Source organism: Vibrio sp. B1-2 (genome assembly GCF_963888445.1).
GTDB classification, from domain to species: domain Bacteria; phylum Pseudomonadota; class Gammaproteobacteria; order Enterobacterales; family Vibrionaceae; genus Vibrio; species Vibrio anguillarum.
This window is the reverse complement of the sequence record NZ_CAWPJH010000022.1, coordinates 267,242-286,241: the sequence shown is the minus strand read 5'-3', so window position 1 is coordinate 286,241 and position 19,000 is coordinate 267,242. Positions and strand designations below refer to the sequence as shown.

Below are 19,000 nucleotides of genomic sequence, written 5' to 3'. Positions count from 1 at the left end.
AAAGATGTCGATTAAAGTCGGAATTAACGGATTTGGCCGCATTGGTCGTTTAGCATTAAGGGCGTCATTTGATTGGCCAGAGATCGAATTTGTCCAGATTAACGACGTTGCGGGTGACGCGGCGACCTTGGCTCATTTGCTCGAATTTGATTCAATACAAGGCCGTTGGCATCACCAAGTGACAAGCGACGGTAATGCGATCATTGCCAACGGTAAGGTTATTCGTACCTCACAACAAAAAGCGATCAATGATGTGGATTGGTCTGGTTGTGATGTGGTCATCGAAGCCACGGGAAAACACCGCAAATCTGAGTTTTTGAATCAGTATCTCGCGCAAGGTGTCAAACGCGTGGTGGTATCGGCTCCGGTAAAAGAAGCGGGGATTGTCAATATCGTGGTTGGGGTCAATGACCACATCTTTGATCCACAAATACATCAGATTGTTACGGCCGCTTCTTGCACCACCAACTGCATTGCGCCTATCGTCAAAGTGATTCATGAGCAACTGGGTATTGAACATTCCTCGTTTACGACCATTCATGATTTAACCAACACGCAAACCATTTTGGATGCACCGCATAAAGATCTACGCCGCGCTCGTGCGTGTGGTATGAGCCTTATCCCGACCACAACCGGTTCTGCGACAGCGATTGTGGAAATCTTCCCCGATCTGAAAGACAAAATTAACGGTCACGCGGTGCGTGTGCCGCTAGCCAATGCCTCGTTAACCGACATTATTTTTGATGTGAAACGCGATACCAGCGCGGAAGAAGTCAACGCGCTACTGAAAGCGGCTTCAGAAAATGAGCTCAAAGGCATTCTCGGTTTTGAAGCGCGCCCACTGGTGTCGATTGATTACAAAGGCGATCAACGCTCAACGATTGTCGACGCACTCTCGACCATGGTGGTGGGCAAGCGCATGGTGAAAATTTACGCTTGGTATGATAACGAAATGGGTTACGCAACGCGTACCGCAGAATTAGTACGCAAAGTCGGTTTGGCATAAAGGAGCAAAGAAATGACACATCCTACATGGGAACTGCCTGTTGCAGAAAACAGCGCTGGTTTGGTATTGACGCCTTGCCCGGGGACAAAAGATCTTCCTCTGGTTGAGAGTATTGAACAACTGAGATCTCAAGGTGTTACCGTTGTGGTGACGGCTCTAAGTCACGAAGAGATGCAAGAGAAAGGTGTTGGTGACTTGCCTAAAGTGGTTGAGCACGCGGGGCTGCAATGGTTTCACGCCCCAATTGAAGATGATTGCGCGCCCGACCATCAGTTTCAAACGCATTGGCAAAGTATCTCCCCGTCACTTCATCAGGCGCTTGCCAAGGGAGATAAGATTGCCATGCATTGCATGGGTGGATCGGGTCGTACTGGTTTACTTGCTGCTCATTTATTGCTGGAGAAAGGTTGGGAACTGCAAAACATTATTACTCACGTTCAATCATTAAGACCGGGTGCGTTTACCAAAGATGTACAAGTTGAGTACATCAAACAATTTGTTAATCAATAACAGTCCCAAAGAGCTGCCTTAGGCGGCTCTTTTGCAAAGAGAGTGATTATGCTGTCTCAACTCAACCAAAACGTTCGCCAGTACATGCTAGTGACTTTTAATTATTGGAATTTTACCGTCACTGACGGCGCGCTGCGCATGTTAGTGGTGTTGTATTTTTATGATTTGGGTTATTCGACCTTAGCGATTGCGTCTTTGTTTCTCTTTTATGAATTTTTTGGCGTGGTGACGAACCTGATTGGCGGTTGGCTTGGTGCGCGTTTAGGGCTGAATCGCACCATGAATATTGGCCTTGGCATGCAAATATTCGCGCTCTTGATGCTTGCTGTACCTGCTGCATGGTTAACCATTCCTTGGGTGATGGCGGCGCAGGCGTTATCGGGCATCGCAAAAGATCTCAATAAAATGAGTGCAAAAAGTGCGATCAAAACGTTAGTCCCTGAAAATGCACAAGGCGCACTCTATAAGTGGATAGCCATTCTTACGGGTTCAAAAAACGCTCTAAAAGGGGCCGGCTTTTTTCTCGGTGGCGTCTTGCTCTCTTGGATCGGCTTTCAATATGCGGTAGCGGCTATGGCGGCGGTATTGCTGTTGGTTTTTATCGGCAGTTTGCTTAGCTTGCAAGCCGATATTGGCAAAGCCAAAACCAAACCGAAATTTTCAGAGATTTTCTCCAAATCGCGCAGCGTGAATATTTTATCGGCGGCTCGCCTATTTTTATTTGGCGCGCGAGACGTTTGGTTTGTGATTGCCTTACCCATTTATCTGGGCAGCGTTTTTGGTTGGGATCACAGTGCCGTGGGCGGCTTTTTAGCGTTATGGGTGATTGGCTACGGCGTGATCCAAGGGTTTGCTCCTAAAATAACGGGCAGTGCTTCAGACCAAGTGCCAGATGGGCGATCTGCGCTCGGTTGGGCGGCGTTACTGGCGCTGATTACCGGTTTGATCGCCTACAGCATTCAAGCGCAGTGGCATCCGGAAGTCGTGATCATCGCGGGGTTACTGCTTTTCGGCGCGGTCTTTGCGATTAACTCATCGCTGCATTCCTATTTGATCGTGAGCTATGCCAAGGGGGATGGTGTATCGCTTGATGTTGGTTTTTACTACATGGCAAACGCGATGGGGCGTTTAATCGGTACCGTACTTTCCGGGTGGGTTTTCCAACTTTGGGGATTAGCGGCGTGTTTGTGGGTTTCGTTTGGTTTTTTGCTGCTGACCACTCTCATTTCATTGGGGCTCCCGAAAAGCAAAGCTGTGTTGACGAGCGAACCGTAGCTTCACCAGCAGATCACTATTCCAGTGGATGGAGATTGTGATAGAGTCCGTGCTTTATTGAATGAATTGAGTCAGTCACATGAGAGCTTTTGTTGTAAGGGCCCGCGCCGCTTCCACGGATAAACAGACTTTTTTAGCCTCTGTTGGGCAAGAAGCCCACACCGAAATTTTGGCCCACGTACTCATGAACGCTATTTTTACTGCGCAGTCTCATCGTGATGACGTGGTGGTCTATTTGGTGCTGGAAAGTACGCAAGATTTCTCGCGGACTTTATGCTTTGAGTCGAGCCAGTTGCACAATATTGGTGGCTTTCACGAGCAAGCCTTGCTGACCAAAATAGGCCACGCTTTAGATGTTTCTGTGGGTATGGGCAAAGAGCAAACCCGAGAGGTCGAGCAAGGACTCACGGTTGAAACCATCAGTTTTGAAAAGTTGGTGCAACGCCTTTCTGAAAGTTACCACTTGTATTTACTGGATAAAAAAGGCGAAAGTGTCCGTGATCATCAATTTTCTGACGACAGCTGCTTTTTACTTACTGACCACATCCCGATGCCGAAAAAAAGTTGGAACAGTTTAAAGCGCCTTAATACACAGAAAATCAGCCTTGGGCCTCGAATGCTGTTTGCTTCGCAGTGCATTGTGCTGATCCAGAATGAGTTAGATATTCGCGGTCTTTAAAAAGTCTTCTTCAAACTCATTTTTACTTTTTTTATCTGTGCTTCTTTATCAATTGGGCTGTGCTGATCGGAGTGTAAAAACCGATCCGCATAGTCTTGATAAATCTCTTTTTCTAAAAAGAGTAAGTAAAGCTTCGGATCAATATGGCCTGTGGTGGCCATGGTGGTCATGATCGCGATCGATTCGCTGAGCGTTTTGGCCTTTTTATAGGGGCGATCGCTAGAGGTCAGTGCTTCAAACACATCGGCTATTGCCATCACTCGAGCGGGGATGGAAAGCTGCTCTTCATTTAAACCTCTTGGATAACCCGCGCCATCCATTCGTTCATGGTGGCTTCCTGCAATATCAGGAACGTTTTTCATATGTTCAGGATAAGGTAGCCGCTTGAGCATCATGATGGTTTGCACAATGTGATCATTAATCATAAAGCGTTCTTCGTTAGTGAGCGTGCCACGGCGAATGGACAAATTATAGAGCTCACCTCGGTTATAGCGCAGTTCTCCCGGTTGTAAAATAAAGTTTTCTTGCCACAGATCTTGTGGACGGCAACCGTTCACCCAGTGCAACTGGTGTACGGGTTTATCATCAAGCAAGCGCTCCATAGTGGGCAATGGTTTTGACTCTCCTGCACGTTGGTTCTCTATCCAAGAAGTACCGAGTTGATCATCCAAAGTCCGTTTCCACTCTCTTTGCGCAATTCGCTCTAAGCGGGAAAGGTCATCATCGCTCATAAACTCACTGCCAATATTACACTGCGCGACGAAAGCAAATTCCTCATCAAGGATTTGTTGGTTCGTCAGCAACTGCTGCTTGAGATCTGGCTCGTTCTTGCCCTGCGCAACACCTTGCCAGTAGTCCGTTTCAGCTTGACATTTGAGCAGCTCAAAACGCATTCTAATTTCGTGAATTCTGTCGTAGATCGTTTCTAATTTGGTCGCTTTATCAATCACATATTCAGGCGTGGTCACTTTTCCACAATCATGCAACCAAGCGGCGAGAGTGAGCTCTTCCCACTCTTCATTGGTCATGGAAAATTGTGGGAAATAGGTGCTATCGTTTTCCGCCGCTTTAGTGATCATTTTGGTTAATTCAGGAACTCGCTGACAATGGCCGCCCGTGTAAGGGGATTTGGTATCAATGGCTGATGCGATCAATTCAATAAACGAGTTGAGCATCTCCTTTTGCCGCTGCATTTTGTCGATATTGTCTTTAGCGATTTCGGCAAAACTGAGCAGCTCTCGTAAAAATGCATGTTTGTCTTGCTGATCGGGAGTGATGGCCCGTTCGTAGCCTAGGTTTAATACGCCAACCAACTGCTTGTCTCGGTTGAGCAGTGGGAAAAGATAAAGATCAGAATTATACAGCTCATCTTTATGCTTACGCATCGAATTATCGGTTTTAGATAAGTGAACCGTTTGGCCTTTGCGCAGTTCAGAAAGTAGCCACGGCATCTCTTGAGACAACTGATTGATATCAAGCTTAAAGGGAATGATGGCGTGGTTTGCTGCGGTGATAAATTGGTTATTTTCGTTGGCATAAGTGTAGAGCAAAATAGTTTCAGCTCGAGTGATCAAATAGCTTTGATGGGTAATCGTTTTGGCTAACACACCGAATTCTTGGTTGCTGGCGGTTTCGCGTAATAGTCGCAGCAAGTCGTGCAGTGTATGCTCCATGAGCTCTATCGATTGGGTTAAATTGGCAACTTCGCGGATCCGGCTTTTTGGGTAGCGTGTCTTTTTAAATTCAAAGCGCGTGATGTTGTCGGTCAATTGCACTAGGTTACCTAAAGGGCTGGCGAGCCTTTGCGCCACAAAACCAACCACTGCAAAAGCGATAGCGAGCATGATTAACGCGACAAAAATCTGCTGATCTCGCATCGAGAGCAAATCTGCGATCAAATCGTCTTGCGGTACCGCTTCTGCCAGCAACAAGCGTACATTGTCGTTTAAAAGTACCGGCGTTAACGTCACCGACCACGTTGTGCCATTCATATTGACCGTTTCATACAAAGTTTGGCTGCTGACCCGATTCAATATTGGTGCAAAAGTACTTTGCTGTAGCTGCTGTGCAATCTGTGAGGGATCTTGTTGTAGCTCGAACTTAGTATTGTGTTGGGCGAGTGGTCTAAATTGATTATCGAACAAAATGAGCTGAGCACTGTCAGAAAAACCCATCGTACTCATCTGTTTTGACAGTGAGTCAAGCGTGAAATCGGCGCCAAGCACACTCTTTCCATCGGCCGATCTACGTGACAGTGTGACGCCGCTCGTTTGTAGGAAGAAAAAGAAATAAGGTTCCGTTAAGCGTATCGCGCCATCTTGACTTGCCGAGGTAAACCAAGGACGCACGCGAGGATCAAATTTATTGTTGTTATCTTGTTTGTCGAGCAGGCTTTTAAGGTTCTGGTCTAAATAGATAAGGCGGTTAGTGCCATCAACTTGAGTGTAATGGGCCAATAGCTGAGCTTGTGCGGGGGCATCAAAACGCTGTTTGGCTTTATCAAAGCTCAGCGAGCGAAATGTAGTACAAGCTCCAGCTTCGTCACAATAATAGAGCGCGACCAACTGTGGATTACGTTGGAAGGTCAGCCAAACGGTGGCGAGTTGGCGTGGGTCCGAGATGACTTTATCCGGTTGATCAATTACGTTACTAAAAGCTAAAAAATCGAGCGTAGTCAAGATAGGTGCGGCACTTTGTTTAAATGCTGATTCCAGTTTTTTGCTGTTTTCGCTACTTAATCCTTGTGCACTTACCGTCAGTAGTTGCTGACTATGGTGATAACTTATGCCAATCAATACAATGCCGATCACCATGGCGAGCACTAAAAAGAGACTCGTAATGTGAATGCTCAGTGAGTAACGACGTCGTTTCATAACCAACTCCGAATTGGATGACATTGCTAAGTATTGTTCAATGTGGGTAAGTTGCAAAAAACCATTTCACATCGGTGTGTTTTCATCCGGTCAAAAAGTGTCGATATGGTGAATATATCGCCCTTAGATTGAAGTGCCATCAGCGAGGCTGTTACACTGAAGCATCGCTGTTGGAATGGAATAATTAAAATGAATCTTGTCGTTGATACTCATACCCACACTTATGCAAGTGGTCACGCTTACAGCACGCTCATTGAAAACGCGCGTTCAGCTAAAGAAAATGGATTAGCAATGTTTTGCACAACCGATCATGCGCAGTCGATGCCTGGAGCGCCGCATTATTGGTTCTTCTCCAATCAACGTATTTTGCCGCGCTTTTTAGACGGTGTTGCCATTATCCGAGGAATTGAGTCCAACATCATGAATCGTGCTGGCGAGATTGATGTTCACCCTTCTGTTGACCAAAACTTAGATTGGGTGATCGCCAGTTTTCATGAGCCCGTATTTCAGCCTGCCGATAAAGCGGCGCATACCGAAGCGTTGATCAATGTGATTAAAGGTGGACGAGTGGATGCGCTAGGGCACTTAGGTAACCCCAATTTCGATTTTGATTTTGATGAGGTGATCGCCTGCGCCGCCCAGCATCACGTTGCGATAGAAATTAATAACAGCACCTTAAAAGGACACAGCAGGGTAGGGAGTGTCGATCGCTGTTATGAAATTGCTAAGGTGGCGAAAGCGCATGGTGCTTATGTTACCACTGGCAGCGATGCCCATTTTTGTCAAGATATCGGCCAACTTCAACTGGCCAGTGAACTGCTTGAGAACGTTGGTATTGCTGCTGAGAAAGTGATTACGCACAGTGTCGAGCAGTTTCTGGCCTTTTTAGCACTGCGCGGGCGAAAAGCGATCGCAGAATATCAAACACTATAAGCCGTAAAGAGGTCATAAAAAATGACAAAAATTTGTCCCTCTTTTATCTTGAGATCCATTAAACTTGGCACTTCTTGCCAGAATAAAAAGAAATAATTATGAAAAAAATAATGATATTAACAGCTTGTGCATTATTTGCGGCTAGCGTGTCGGCGGCTAATGTTGACTTAAAACAGAACATGAAACAAATGAAGCTTGAATTTAAACAAGCGGCAGAAGCGACCAGCGTTGAAACAATGCAAGCACCCATTGAGAGATTAAGTCAGTTGGTTGAAGAGTCAAAACGGGGAAATTATCCACCGGAGAAGCAAGATCTCTATTTAGAAGGGTTTAATAAGCTTTCCGTGGCATTAGACAAAATCGAAGTGGATCTTGAGCAAGGAAATTTAGAGCAAGCTCAACAAACGCTGCGGACGGTAGACGAACTGCGTGTTGAATACCACGAGCAGCGTAACCCAAGTATCTGGAAGCGCTTATTTGGTTAATCAGCTTTGTGGCCCCCTCACGATAACGTTGGATTGGTTATAACGTTCAATGGTTCGTGGGGTGGTCACTGCTTGAAAACTGAGCTTGTAAGAAAGGCAGCAGTAGTAAGCCGATCACAGCGGCGCAAACAGAAATGGTGACAAAAAAACCTCGCCATTCGAATTGCTCGACAATAATGGCTAACGGGTAACCGGCGAGCGCTGCGCCCATATACGCAAATAACCCCACAAACCCAGTTGCTGCGCCAGCCGAATCTTTGTGAGAACACTCCGCGGCGGCCATACCAATTAACATTTGTGGGCCAAAGACAAAAAAGCCAATCGTAAAAAAGCCAGCGGCTTGGAATACAAACCCCGTTAACGGCATCAGCCACAGCGCTGCCACCGAAAGAAAAATGCCCATTGAAAAAATCAGGTTCATTGGCCCACGGTTGCCGCCAAACAGTTTGTCTGAACCCCAGCCTGCGACTAACGATCCAATAAACCCACCGACTTCAAACAGCGAAAGCGCGCCATTAGCCGTGATCAAATCATAGCCTTGTTGCTCGGTAAGGTAGATATTTCCCCAATCATTGATGGCAGTACGCACTATGTAGACCAGTACATAACTCAAGGCGAGTAACCAAATGTACTTATTTCCTAACACATATGTGTGCAAGATCTGTTTAGTGCTAAGGCCGAGGCCTTCATTTTCTTGCGCCAGTTCAAGGGCGTCATTACGCCATTGACCAACGCTGGGTAAACCTTGGGTCATTGGTTTATCACGCAATCGCCAACATAAGAAAACCCCGCCAATAACGGCTAAACAGCCCGGTACAATAAAACCTTCGCGCCAACTAAAATGGAAAGTGAGAAAGCCAACCAGTAATGGGATCAACGCGCCACCCACGTTATGAGCGGTATTCCATAACGCCCACCAAAAACCACGTTCAGAGCGCGAATACCAAGTTGTCAGGAGTTTAGAGCAAGAAGGCCATCCCCAACCTTGGAACCAAGCATTGAGCACCCAGAGTAAGATGAACATACTGATTGAGCTTGAAAAACCAAACAGAATATTGATAAAACCCGTTGCCATTAACCCTAGGCCCATAAAATAGCGCGGGTTGGAGCGGTCCGACAAAATCCCAGACAGAAATTTTGAGATACCATAGGTGATGTAAAACAACGTGCCCATGATGCCAATATCACTCTTATCTAAACCGAGGTCAGCAATCATCGCGGGCATGGCGTAATTCAAACTTTTACGCGTGAAGTAGAAAAGCGCATAACCGACATACATCGCCATCATGATGTGAAAGCGCCAATAACGGTACTGCTGGTTAACCTCCTGCGCTGATGCAAGAAGCGGTTGCGGTGGTTGAGAGCGTAGAAAATTTATCATAGTGCTTTATATTCCACGATTATAAGTGGGGCAGTGTGACGGTAAGCTGAGTGCCATTCTCGCTTAGATCGTGGTTGGTTGTTGTAGACTGACAGTGGCTAATAATCTGAAAGTGGCCACCCAATGCCTCGACTCGCTCACGCATCCCCCGTAAACCAAAGCCGTTCAGCTGCGCTTGTGCTTTGAAACCGATGCCATCATCGTGAATGCGCAGTGTGACATCACTTGTCAACGAAAACTCAATCACAATGTGGCTAGCTTTCGCGTATTTTAAGGCGTTATTGAGCGCCTCTTGGCACAATCGATAAAGGGTCACCTTGGTGGCATCACTTAACTTTTGCAGTTGAGTGGTTGAGTTCCCCGTCCAAACCACTTGGGTTTGAATGCCGTGCGTCTCAAATTCAAGGTCACGCAGCAGTTGATCCAGTGCTTCGACTAGGCCTAAATCATCTAAGGTTTTAGGGCGTAAACGGGTTAGCAAACTTTTAGTTGTGTCGTAAACATTTAAAGAGAGAGATTCAATGGTTTTAGCACAATTGCTGGTGACGGGCTGAGATTCGACGCGTTGAATAATGCTGGCTTGAGTACGGATAGCGGTAATGTTTTGACCGATCTCATCGTGCAGCTCGCGAGCAATATCGCGCCGAACAGATTCTTCAGCTTTGACTAATTGGCGGGACAAATTTTGGTTACGATCAAGCTGTTGGCGCAGCTTGGTGTTGAGATCTCTTTGTCGCTGCACACCCATTCCCAGCAAAATTCCGGTTAAACTTTGTGCTGAAAGAGAGAGCAGGAGATCAGTGACTTCCATATTAGAGACACCACTACGAGCCGCGATCAATGCAATGCTATTGAGCAGAGTACCGAGCAATGCACCTTGCCAGCCGTAGCGAAAAGCGAGCAAAATGATCGGGATGGCTAAACAAAATGGCGCAAAACGCCGAAGTTCATCAGGTAAACCAATTTGCAGCGCAATGCTTAAAATAAATAGTAAAGAGTAGAGTAAGACGTGACGCGTGCGAAATTCGATATGACGAGAGACTAAGTTCGCCGTCAGTGGAACCCAAGTGCTTTGGAAAAGATAATTCCATATCAAATAGCAGCTTGGCACAATCATTAAGCCAGCTGTGATGCTGACTAACATCACCATTGACGCGGCATGGCCGTGGTAGGTGGTGGCCAGCGTATTAATGATAGCGCTGGCGAGGATCAACCCGCCCATCACAATAAAGCGACGCCACTGACTTCCGTGGTAGTAGCGTTGGGCGAGCAGGTTTAAGGGCAGCGTTGCGATACTGGCGGCGAGTACTGTCAGCCATTGAGGTTGTTCCATTAGCATGGCGAGCGCAATCGTCAGCCACCATTCTGCACCATAAATCGCGGGCCAGTAACGTTGTGGACTGTGCAGCGCAGTGCCTAAACGCAGAGCAAAAGGAAAGAAGAAGATCGCCAGTTCCGGATCGTTGACAAAATAGTAGGCGATAACCCACAAGCAAAACCAACTGCAAGAGAGCAGAAACCAAGCGCAGAGTGACGTAATAAAATAGCGTGGCATTAGAATGAGTCAGAAAAATATTTCGCTAAGGCCACGTTATTGCTCACACCTAACTTATCCATGGCATTGGCGCGATGGACATGAATGGTTTTGTGGCTAAGTCCAAGCTCATTGGCGACCGCTTTCACATCGAGCCCGGCAGCCAGCATTTCACTGATTTGCCGCTCACGTTTGGTCAACTGTGCTAATAGCTTTGCCTCGCGCTTGGGAGAGGTGAGTTTAAGCGCAATATCGGGTGTTAAGTAGCAACCACCATGGGCGCTGGTTCGTACGGCTTGGATAAGTTCATCTGGGCTACAACGTTTGCTTAAGTAGCCTCTTGCTCCAGCCTCCAAGGCTTTTTCGACCATGGCCGCGGAATCGTGAACGCTCAGCATAATGCACGCTATCCCAGAGGGTAGATCTTGAAGCAGCGACAGCCCGCTTTCATCAGGCATTGAAATATCAAGAATACAGACGTTTGCCCCCGTGCCGGGAAGCCCTGCGCGTGCTTCGGCCGCCGAGCTAAATTGGCCGACCACTTGGATGTCGTCTTCAAGGTTCATGAGTTGGGCAAAGCCTGAACGTACCACGATATGGTCATCCACTAGTGCTACTTTGATCATCACAATCCCCGCTGTTTATATTGCCTGAGTAAAAAGGGAGCTTAAACTAACGCCACAGAGACAATTAAACAAGCAATATATCCCTTTGCTATGGATGCCATTGTAGAGGAGTCTAGCGCGTCAAAAAGGAAGGGGTGGCACAATAAAACGCGACACACTCATAAAAGAGAATATCGCGTTTGATTTTGCTGGGAGCTAAGCGGCAGCTGCGGCCAGCTTTAGCCTTTTCTCATGGCGGATCTTACGCTCTTCTGCGATCGCGACAAAAATCAGCAGCACGATACAGATCATCGCTGAAGTGTCGAGCGCAGCAAAGGTGCCCTTCCAGCCGGTGAGGCCAAAAATCGGTGTACCGTCGGCGATCATACCTAGGCCAAGTTTGGCAAAGCTATCACCAATTAAGTAAGCAAAAGTGCCCTTAACACCATCGGCGACACTGATCGCTTTTTTCGGCACAAAGCCAACCGCAGCGACACCAATCAGTAATTGTGGGCCAAAAACAAGGAAACCTAGCACAAACAGTGACCCGAGATACATAAACTCGCTGGTGGCGTGCTGATAGAACTCAAGCGCAACAATGATGAGTCCCAGAGAGACACAGGCGACCAAAGCACGGCGGCCATTAGCAAGATCGGACAGATAACCCCACATTAAAGTGCCGACTAATGCGCCCACTTCAAAGAGAGTGAAGCCTGAAATGGCCGCTTCTTTTGACAAACCAAGTTCTTGATAGGCATACACAGTAGACCACTGGTCGATGCCGATACGCACGATGTAGAGGAAGATGTTGGCAAAGCAGAGTAACCAAATTACTTTGTTTTTCAAAATGTATTCAACAAAGATCTCACGTTTGGTCATTTGGTTTTCTTCCGCGGCAATATCTTCCTCACTGACCGCTTCATCAAACAACTCTTCGACCGTACCTAAACCGTATGCTTCAGGAGAGTCACTACCGTAACGCAAACCAATGAAACCCACCACTAATGCGATGATCGACGGGAACACAAACATGCCCACAACGTGACCATTAAAGAGATAGTTTGCACCAAACAGTGCTACGCCTGCCGCACCTGCGCCGCCGACATTGTGCGACATATTCCATAAACCCAAGTAGGTGCCGCGTTTATTTTTGGGCGTCCATTTGGTGATAGTGGAGTAGCTTGATGGCCCACCAGTACTTTGGAAAAAACCGCTTAGCGCATAAAAAGCAACCATTAGGAAAATGCTGACGCTTGAACCGCCCATGCTCATGCTAAATCCAAGCATTGCAATACCAGAAAGGATCAGCATAAAAGGTAGGAACTGTTTCGTGTTCTTGCCATCGGCGTAGTAAGAGACCACTGTCTTACCAATCCCGTAAGTGATGGAGAAACCAAGACCAATCAGCCCTAGCTGTGTCATCGACAAGCCGTAGGTTGAAATCATATCGTTTTGTGCAACGTTGAAGTTTTTGCGCACTAAATACATCGCCATGTAGCCAATAAACACCACAAGGTATGATTGTAAAAATGGTTTGAACCACATTTTACGGCGTTCTGCTGCGGGGAGATCGAGGGTCGGTAGCCGAACCTGTTGCAAAAGTTTTAGCATGTGAAATCCTTAGAAAATCACGTCAAAGAAATCTCTGCTGTCAGTCAATTCACACCAGAGTCGAATGGCTAGCAACCGTCTGGCTGCATCATAGAGTGATTGTAAAAATCGGCTTGGCGATTGACTTGAGGGCATGGCCTAACTGAGTTAGGAATATTTCCTAGTTTGGGTGGATTGGTAGACAAAGCGTGAATGGAGTCACATTGATATGCATCTTGAAACGTCGTCTTTAAGCTAACGATTTGTAGCGAACTTGAGGGTATTTGTTAAGTTTTTAGCGCTGCCGCACTGTTATTTTTATCATTGCGTTATATAGTGTCGACAAGAAAAAATTGAGTGTTGCTATGATTCGCCTAAACCGTTTTAACAGAATAATGTTGCTCACCAGCGCGCTCAGTTGGGTGCTGGTGTCGCTTATGCCTGTAATAAACGCGCATGGCAATACGGCGGGGGTTTGGGCCACACTGTGCACCATTAATGGTTTTGAGCTGGTTCAAATTGAAGAGGGAAAAGTACAGACACAGCATACGAAACCCTGTCCCTTTGCTCATTTCTCCACCTTTCATCAAGATTCACTTCCAACGACACCTTTACTGACACGACTGAACTTGTTTGTTTCAGACAGCTACACTTTTTTGGCTCTAAGTGTACGATTTGAAAAACAAGTTCCTCGTGCGCCACCATTATTTAATCTGTTGTACTGGCGTTAGAAAATAGCCTTGATTCCTTCCTCTATTCACTATTCAGAATAAAGCTCTAACGGTAAACCATCTGGGTCGGCGAAAAATGTGTATTCGCGACCAGTGAACTCATCAACGCGGATGGGCTCGACGATAACGCCTTTTTCCTCTAAATACGCTTTGACTTCACTGACACTATCCACCACAAACGCTAAATGTCGTAGCCCTTGAGCTTCAGGGAAGCTTGGTCTTGGTGGTGTATTTGGAAATGAGAACAGTTCAATTTGTCCACCATCGGGCAGAGCAAGATCCAGCTTGTATGAATCGCGAGCGGCGCGGTAATTTTCAGCAATAACAGGTAGCCCTAAGATCTGAGTATAAAACGCTTTGGAACGTGCGTAGTCTGAACAAATAATTGCCGCGTGGTGGATTCGTTTTAGCATGATTACCCTTTATTTGTTGAGTTGGCTGACCAAATGTTCAGTGACGTAATCAATGAACACCCGCAGCCTTGCTGGCATGTACTTGGTTTGCGGATATTGCATGGCAATTGAGCCGTAGTAATTACTTTTGATCGTCCAATCGGCTAATAGCCGGACGACGCTGCCTTCAACGAGCGCTTGCTGAATGACAAAATCATGGAAGATGCCGATACCTAAGCCATTTTTCACGCCGTTCAAACGCATTTGTGAGTGGTTTACTGCATAGCGGCCTGAGACGGCCACTGTATGGAACTCATCTTCTTTATGAAAATCCCAGAGATGGTCACGCTCGGTTTCGGCAAGATACAAGCAGTCGTGATCCGTTAATTCGGTAGGGTGGGTGGGCGTGCCTCTGGCCGCTATATATTCTGGGCTGGCGCACAACACTAAGTGGGTTTTGCCAATTTCACGCAGTACCAAGTTTTCATCTGGCTTATCAGTCAGTTTAAACGCCACATCAATATTGTGTTTGAATAAATCGATCGCACCATCTGCAGCTCTCAGCTTAAGTTGAATTTCAGGGTATTGAGTTAGAAAAGGAAGCACAAGGGGTTGCAGAACTGAATTCAAAAATGCTTCAGGTGCCGCAACAGTGAGTGCACCTGCAGGTTCGGTGTGGTCAGAGGTGGAAAGCTCAACCGCTTGCTGCGCAGCGTTGACCATCAACAGACTTTGATCATAAACGCGCTTTCCTGCCTGAGTGATTAAGAGCTGGCGCGTGGTTCGCTCAAATAACTTCACTGATAGCGCTTGTTCTAAACGGGTAATCAATTTACTTAATGCCGAAGGTGTTACCCCCAGCTTTTGAGCTGCTGCCGTAAAGCTACCTTCATTGACGACGAGAATGAAAGCCGCTAAATCAGGCAGCAGGGCGATAAGACGATGCGTGATCATAATTGTATTTGTGCCTGAAGTTCACGAATGGTTTTCCATGTCATGGGATAATAGTCGTAAATGGGATCAACTAAAATACCATTAAGCAATTTTACAGTGTAAATGAAGGGTCTATTTTTCGTTTAGGCTGCCCTACACCATAGCTATTGCGCTATATAAAAATAAGGACGTAGCAATGTCTTCTGCATTTTATCAACAGATCCAAAACCAGCTTGAGGAAATCAAAGCGGAAGGTCTGTATAAATCTGAACGTGTGATTACCTCGCAGCAACAAGCGGCGGTCGAAATTTCTACTGGTGAAGAAGTGTTGAACTTCTGTGCCAACAACTACCTTGGTTTGGCCAATCACCCTGCGCTGGTTGAAGCGGCGAAGCAAGGCATGGACAGTCACGGCTTTGGTATGGCTTCGGTACGTTTCATCTGTGGTACGCAAGATATTCATAAGCAACTGGAACAGAAGCTCTCTCAATTCTTAGGTAAAGAAGATACGATTCTTTACACCTCATGTTTTGATGCAAACACCGGTTTATTTGAAACTATTTTAGATAAAGAAGACGCGATTATCTCTGACGCGTTGAACCATGCCTCAATCATTGATGGTGTGCGTTTATGTAAAGCGATGCGTTTTCGTTACTCCAACAATAACATGCAAGAATTGGAACAGCAGTTGATCGCAGCCGATGCGGCGGGCGCTCGTAATAAGCTCATCGTAACGGATGGTGTATTCTCAATGGATGGCGTAGTCGCAAACTTGCCTGTGATTTGTGATTTAGCCGATCGATACAACGCGCTCGTGATGGTGGATGATTCACACGCGGTTGGATTTATGGGTGCAAATGGCCGTGGCACGCATGAATACCATGATGTGATTGACCGTATTGATATCATCACCGGTACCCTTGGTAAAGCGATGGGTGGTGCTTCAGGTGGCTACACTTCCGGTAAAAAAGAGGTGATTGATTGGCTTCGTCAACGTTCACGTCCTTATTTATTCTCTAATTCGGTTGCGCCAGCGATTGTTGCAGCATCGATTCGCGTGCTGGATTTACTGGCAGAAAGCGCCGCGCTTCGCGACCAACTTTGGGATAACGCCGCGCATTTCCGTACTCGTATGGAAGGAGCGGGGTTCACTATGGGGGGCGCGGATCACGCCATCATCCCGATTATGCTCGGCGATGCCATCGTTGCAGCAGAGTTTGCAGAACGAGCACTAGCTAAGGGCATTTATGTTGTTGGTTTCTCGTTCCCTGTTGTGCCCAAAGGCCAAGCTCGTATTCGTACACAAATGTCAGCCGCGCATAGCCGCGAGCAACTCGACCACGCCATTGATGCGTTTATTGCTGTTGGCCAAGAAATGGGGCTCATTAAATGAAAATTAAAGCATTATCCAAACTCAAACCAGAGCAAGGCATTTGGATGACCGAAGTGCCAATGCCTGAACTTGGTCACAACGATCTGCTGATTAAAATTAAGAAAACCGCAATTTGTGGCACCGATGTTCACATCTATAACTGGGATGAGTGGTCACAAAAAACCATCCCAGTACCAATGGTGGTTGGCCATGAATACGTCGGTGAAGTGGTTGGCATTGGTCAAGAAGTTCGCGGTTTTGAATTAGGTGATCGCGTGTCTGGCGAAGGTCACATTACTTGCGGCCATTGTCGAAATTGCCGTGGTGGTCGTACTCACTTATGTCGTAATACTGTGGGTGTTGGTGTGAACCGCACTGGTGCATTTTCTGAATACTTAGTTATCCCTGCGTTTAATGCTTTCAAGATCCCAGATGGTATTTCCGATGATCTAGCCTCGATTTTTGACCCATTTGGTAACGCGGTACATACCGCATTGTCATTTGATTTAGTCGGCGAAGATGTGCTGATCACTGGTGCTGGTCCAATCGGTATCATGGCGGCCGCAGTGGCGAAACACGTTGGTGCTCGCCATGTGGTGATCACCGATGTCAACGAATACCGCCTTGAGCTTGCACGCAAAATGGGCGTGACACGCGCCGTGAATGTTGCGGAACAAAAGTTAGAAGAGGTCATGAGTGAACTTGGCATGACAGAAGGTTTTGACGTCGGCTTTGAAATGTCAGGCGTACCGAGTGCCTTTAGTTCTATGCTGAAAACCATGAATCACGGTGGTCGTATTGCTTTATTAGGTATTCCACCTTCAGATATGGCGATCGATTGGAACCAAGTGATCTTCAAAGGTTTGGTGATCAAAGGTATCTATGGCCGTGAAATGTTCGAAACTTGGTATAAAATGGCGAGCCTCATCCAATCTGGCCTCGATCTAACGCCGATCATCACTCACCATTACAAAATTGATGACTTCCAAACGGGCTTCGATGCTATGCGCAGCGGGCTTTCTGGCAAAGTTATCCTTGATTGGGAATAATCGAATATTGAAGTTGAAGCGCTCCGGTTGGGGCGCTTTTTTTGAACAGCATTTACTCTGCGACTACAGAATAAACAAGCAAGTTAACTGCGGTGGCAAAATATAGCGCTAGGAGAAAACTAATACCGACGTAAGAAAACGAATAATTTTCAAACGATCATTTCATTTAGCGTACCAAAATAAAAATCCATGTAAATGCAGCAAAAAGTAGTGCAATCAAAACTGCAGCTGATCCTATATCCTTCGCACGGCCACTGAGCTCATGCCACTCACTACCTACGCGATCAACTACAGCTTCCACGGCTGAATTCATAAGCTCAACGATGACAATCAGCACTAAGCTACCGATCATCATTAACTGTTCTAATTCATTGACCGGCAAGAAAAAAGTGATCGCAATTAGAATGATAGAAGCGACGATTTCTTGCCTAAAGGCGGCTTCATTTTTCCATGCAGCCTGAAGGCCTTTCATTGAATAACCTGTAGCGTAAAATAAACGACTTATTCCTGTACGGCCTGGTTTCATAAAGTGAGTAACCTAATAGTTAATAATGAGATAATAAAAATGTCGATAGCTTGAGTTGACTCTCATCTTATTAAAAAGTGCTATCGGATGTAGCATACTGTATCTATCTATTATTTTTCTATATGAAAATTCATTGCCATGTCACTTTTTTGAAATAATACAAAGTTGATGTTATCCCTATTAACAAAAATCGCCATAGTAATGATTAAAATTTAGACGGCCTCTCCGGTCATGAATACTAATTAAAAGTTAAATAGAGCATTAAATACGGATCTTTTTGTAAAGACACCCCTGTTACTTAGTCGATTAAACCTGATGAACCTAAGTACTCAGGTTCAATGAACATATTTCTATTTTTTATGTAACAGCATATTTTTTAAATAATTGTGGTCAGTCCAGTGGCTCATTATCACAATGGCGGCTATATGGCTTATCGTTGCCAGCATCGTCAGATTTGCGAGCGCTCCATGCAATTCGCTGAGCCAGTCATTTGCCGATAACATGTCCAGTTGTGTTGCCCAGCCGCTAAGTCCTGTTAGGAGGAGGCCAGACCACAAGATCCAGACCATCACAGCTCCAGCTGGGTTGTGCCCTTCATGGTGATCTTCTTTTGTTTCTATTACTTGCTTTATGTGAATAAACGCATTGTGTATTGAAGGCTTAAAGGCAGACAAGCGAGCAGGGGAATGGACAATAAGACCCCAAATGAGACGAAGGCATATCGTGATCATCAGTAGATAGCCAATCCATTGGTGTGTTTTACTACCTTCTTCTGTTATGAGGTAGTTGGTTAAGAAAGATCCCGCCACAATCCAATGTGTCAAGCGAACAAATAGATCCCATTTGTAAGTTTTAGGCATTTTAGCGTTCCTCTATTTTGTTTATATTATCAAGATTGAAATGGATTTCTGTCGTTTAATTAATCTAAATAAATCCCGCCATTCTTAATTCTGTCAGTGTTCGATAAAGGAATTTGCCATATTAATCTTAAGAAAAACTTAAGACATTTAACGCATGAAGATAAAATAGGCGATAGTTTTTCGTTTTACAAAATGAAATGGAACTTATTTCTTTTATCAATGCCTTAACGTATTATCTAATCATTCATTTAATCTTAATAGTTGTT

At 45.9% G+C, this 19,000-nt stretch carries 18 protein-coding genes; 9 read left to right on the top strand and 9 right to left on the bottom strand.

Going from position 1 to position 19,000, the window contains the following annotated elements; all coding sequences use genetic code 11:
* Positions 1 to 4 precede the first annotated feature (4 nt).
* From AACQ75_RS09560 to trmY, 4 genes are all read left to right on the top strand, one after another.
* Complete coding sequence (locus AACQ75_RS09560; RefSeq protein ID WP_170888552.1) at positions 5 to 1,006, top strand: ArsJ-associated glyceraldehyde-3-phosphate dehydrogenase; 1,002 nt, start codon at positions 5 to 7, stop codon at positions 1,004 to 1,006.
* A 12-nt stretch (positions 1,007 to 1,018) separates the two neighbouring features.
* Positions 1,019 to 1,516 carry a cyclin-dependent kinase inhibitor 3 family protein gene (locus tag AACQ75_RS09555; protein WP_170888551.1) on the top strand — a complete coding sequence of 166 codons (498 nt, stop codon included), beginning with the start codon at positions 1,019 to 1,021 and terminating at the stop codon, positions 1,514 to 1,516.
* 42 nt (positions 1,517 to 1,558) lie between these two features.
* On the top strand, positions 1,559 to 2,791 hold the full coding sequence (gene arsJ / locus AACQ75_RS09550) for an organoarsenical effux MFS transporter ArsJ (RefSeq protein ID WP_094124586.1): 1,233 nt from the start codon (positions 1,559 to 1,561) through the stop codon (positions 2,789 to 2,791).
* A gap of 79 nt (positions 2,792 to 2,870) precedes the next feature.
* Complete coding sequence (gene trmY / locus AACQ75_RS09545) at positions 2,871 to 3,470, top strand: tRNA (pseudouridine(54)-N(1))-methyltransferase TrmY (RefSeq protein WP_170888550.1); 600 nt, start codon at positions 2,871 to 2,873, stop codon at positions 3,468 to 3,470.
* Here trmY and AACQ75_RS09540 read toward each other — a convergent pair.
* Positions 3,467 to 6,343 carry an HD domain-containing phosphohydrolase gene (locus AACQ75_RS09540; protein ID WP_339605552.1) on the bottom strand — a complete coding sequence of 959 codons (2,877 nt, stop codon included), beginning with the start codon at positions 6,341 to 6,343 and terminating at the stop codon, positions 3,467 to 3,469. The two genes, trmY and AACQ75_RS09540, sit on opposite strands and share 4 nt — an antisense overlap.
* A gap of 189 nt (positions 6,344 to 6,532) precedes the next feature.
* Here AACQ75_RS09540 and AACQ75_RS09535 point away from each other — a divergent pair, with 189 nt between their 5' ends.
* Together AACQ75_RS09535 and AACQ75_RS09530 are read left to right on the top strand one after the other, a co-directional pair.
* Positions 6,533 to 7,276 carry a phosphatase gene (locus AACQ75_RS09535; RefSeq protein ID WP_013868021.1) on the top strand — a complete coding sequence of 248 codons (744 nt, stop codon included), beginning with the start codon at positions 6,533 to 6,535 and terminating at the stop codon, positions 7,274 to 7,276.
* A 98-nt stretch (positions 7,277 to 7,374) separates the two neighbouring features.
* Positions 7,375 to 7,761 carry a cytochrome b562 gene (locus AACQ75_RS09530; RefSeq protein WP_013868020.1) on the top strand — a complete coding sequence of 129 codons (387 nt, stop codon included), beginning with the start codon at positions 7,375 to 7,377 and terminating at the stop codon, positions 7,759 to 7,761.
* 46 nt (positions 7,762 to 7,807) lie between these two features.
* On the opposite strand, the gene AACQ75_RS09525 is transcribed toward AACQ75_RS09530, so the two are convergent.
* The 4 genes from AACQ75_RS09525 to uhpT all read right to left on the bottom strand — a co-directional run bounded on the left by AACQ75_RS09525 (position 7,808) and on the right by uhpT (position 12,892).
* A complete protein-coding gene (locus AACQ75_RS09525; RefSeq protein WP_019281865.1) occupies positions 7,808 to 9,142 on the bottom strand; it encodes an MFS transporter in 1,335 nt (444 codons plus the stop codon).
* Between the two features lie 19 nt (positions 9,143 to 9,161).
* Complete coding sequence (gene uhpB, locus AACQ75_RS09520) at positions 9,162 to 10,697, bottom strand: signal transduction histidine-protein kinase/phosphatase UhpB (protein ID WP_069212029.1); 1,536 nt, start codon at positions 10,695 to 10,697, stop codon at positions 9,162 to 9,164.
* Positions 10,697 to 11,302: a transcriptional regulator UhpA gene (uhpA, locus tag AACQ75_RS09515; RefSeq protein ID WP_026028260.1), complete on the bottom strand. Its 606-nt coding sequence runs from the start codon at positions 11,300 to 11,302 to the stop codon at positions 10,697 to 10,699. Before uhpA ends, uhpB begins: the two co-directional genes overlap by 1 nt.
* Before the next feature lie 195 nt (positions 11,303 to 11,497).
* The gene (gene uhpT, locus AACQ75_RS09510; protein WP_017048964.1) at positions 11,498 to 12,892 is read right to left on the bottom strand and encodes a hexose-6-phosphate:phosphate antiporter; all 1,395 of its coding nucleotides are present in this window, start codon (positions 12,890 to 12,892) and stop codon (positions 11,498 to 11,500) included.
* 344 nt (positions 12,893 to 13,236) lie between these two features.
* Between uhpT and AACQ75_RS09505 the strand changes: the two genes are divergently transcribed.
* A complete protein-coding gene (locus AACQ75_RS09505) occupies positions 13,237 to 13,602 on the top strand; it encodes a hypothetical protein (RefSeq protein WP_026028259.1) in 366 nt (121 codons plus the stop codon).
* A gap of 29 nt (positions 13,603 to 13,631) precedes the next feature.
* Here the strand turns inward: AACQ75_RS09505 and gloA2 are convergent, their stop codons facing one another.
* Both gloA2 and AACQ75_RS09495 read right to left on the bottom strand, forming a co-directional pair.
* Entirely contained in the window at positions 13,632 to 14,015 is a 384-nt protein-coding gene (gene gloA2 / locus AACQ75_RS09500) for an SMU1112c/YaeR family gloxylase I-like metalloprotein (protein ID WP_017046047.1), read from the bottom strand.
* Positions 14,016 to 14,024: 9 nt separating this feature from the next.
* Entirely contained in the window at positions 14,025 to 14,948 is a 924-nt protein-coding gene (locus AACQ75_RS09495) for a LysR family transcriptional regulator (protein ID WP_094127192.1), read from the bottom strand.
* 175 nt (positions 14,949 to 15,123) lie between these two features.
* Here AACQ75_RS09495 and AACQ75_RS09490 point away from each other — a divergent pair, with 175 nt between their 5' ends.
* The gene (locus AACQ75_RS09490; protein ID WP_170888548.1) at positions 15,124 to 16,320 is read left to right on the top strand and encodes a glycine C-acetyltransferase; all 1,197 of its coding nucleotides are present in this window, start codon (positions 15,124 to 15,126) and stop codon (positions 16,318 to 16,320) included.
* Positions 16,317 to 17,348 carry an L-threonine 3-dehydrogenase gene (gene tdh / locus AACQ75_RS09485; protein ID WP_170888547.1) on the top strand — a complete coding sequence of 344 codons (1,032 nt, stop codon included), beginning with the start codon at positions 16,317 to 16,319 and terminating at the stop codon, positions 17,346 to 17,348. Before AACQ75_RS09490 ends, tdh begins: the two co-directional genes overlap by 4 nt.
* A gap of 166 nt (positions 17,349 to 17,514) precedes the next feature.
* On the opposite strand, the gene AACQ75_RS09480 is transcribed toward tdh, so the two are convergent.
* Both AACQ75_RS09480 and AACQ75_RS09475 read right to left on the bottom strand, forming a co-directional pair.
* Complete coding sequence (locus AACQ75_RS09480; RefSeq protein ID WP_013868010.1) at positions 17,515 to 17,874, bottom strand: diacylglycerol kinase; 360 nt, start codon at positions 17,872 to 17,874, stop codon at positions 17,515 to 17,517.
* 350 nt (positions 17,875 to 18,224) lie between these two features.
* The gene (locus AACQ75_RS09475) at positions 18,225 to 18,734 is read right to left on the bottom strand and encodes a cytochrome b/b6 domain-containing protein (RefSeq protein ID WP_017048335.1); all 510 of its coding nucleotides are present in this window, start codon (positions 18,732 to 18,734) and stop codon (positions 18,225 to 18,227) included.
* Between the last annotated feature and the right edge of the window lie 266 nt (positions 18,735 to 19,000).

Bases quoted from the DNA above. Each gene is read 5' to 3' on its own strand.
- AACQ75_RS09560 (WP_170888552.1), top strand. From the start codon at position 5: ATGTCGATTAAAGTCGGAATTAACGGATTTGGCCGCATTGGTCGTTTA.
- AACQ75_RS09555 (WP_170888551.1), top strand. From the start codon at position 1,019: ATGACACATCCTACATGGGAACTGCCTGTTGCAGAAAACAGCGCTGGT.
- trmY (WP_170888550.1), top strand. From the start codon at position 2,871: ATGAGAGCTTTTGTTGTAAGGGCCCGCGCCGCTTCCACGGATAAACAG.
- AACQ75_RS09540 (WP_339605552.1), bottom strand. From the start codon at position 6,343: ATGAAACGACGTCGTTACTCACTGAGCATTCACATTACGAGTCTCTTT.
- AACQ75_RS09535 (WP_013868021.1), top strand. From the start codon at position 6,533: ATGAATCTTGTCGTTGATACTCATACCCACACTTATGCAAGTGGTCAC.
- AACQ75_RS09530 (WP_013868020.1), top strand. From the start codon at position 7,375: ATGAAAAAAATAATGATATTAACAGCTTGTGCATTATTTGCGGCTAGC.
- AACQ75_RS09525 (WP_019281865.1), bottom strand. From the start codon at position 9,142: ATGATAAATTTTCTACGCTCTCAACCACCGCAACCGCTTCTTGCATCA.
- uhpB (WP_069212029.1), bottom strand. From the start codon at position 10,697: ATGCCACGCTATTTTATTACGTCACTCTGCGCTTGGTTTCTGCTCTCT.
- uhpA (WP_026028260.1), bottom strand. From the start codon at position 11,302: ATGATCAAAGTAGCACTAGTGGATGACCATATCGTGGTACGTTCAGGC.
- uhpT (WP_017048964.1), bottom strand. From the start codon at position 12,892: ATGCTAAAACTTTTGCAACAGGTTCGGCTACCGACCCTCGATCTCCCC.
- AACQ75_RS09505 (WP_026028259.1), top strand. From the start codon at position 13,237: ATGATTCGCCTAAACCGTTTTAACAGAATAATGTTGCTCACCAGCGCG.
- gloA2 (WP_017046047.1), bottom strand. From the start codon at position 14,015: ATGCTAAAACGAATCCACCACGCGGCAATTATTTGTTCAGACTACGCA.
- AACQ75_RS09495 (WP_094127192.1), bottom strand. From the start codon at position 14,948: ATGATCACGCATCGTCTTATCGCCCTGCTGCCTGATTTAGCGGCTTTC.
- AACQ75_RS09490 (WP_170888548.1), top strand. From the start codon at position 15,124: ATGTCTTCTGCATTTTATCAACAGATCCAAAACCAGCTTGAGGAAATC.
- tdh (WP_170888547.1), top strand. From the start codon at position 16,317: ATGAAAATTAAAGCATTATCCAAACTCAAACCAGAGCAAGGCATTTGG.
- AACQ75_RS09480 (WP_013868010.1), bottom strand. From the start codon at position 17,874: ATGAAACCAGGCCGTACAGGAATAAGTCGTTTATTTTACGCTACAGGT.
- AACQ75_RS09475 (WP_017048335.1), bottom strand. From the start codon at position 18,734: ATGCCTAAAACTTACAAATGGGATCTATTTGTTCGCTTGACACATTGG.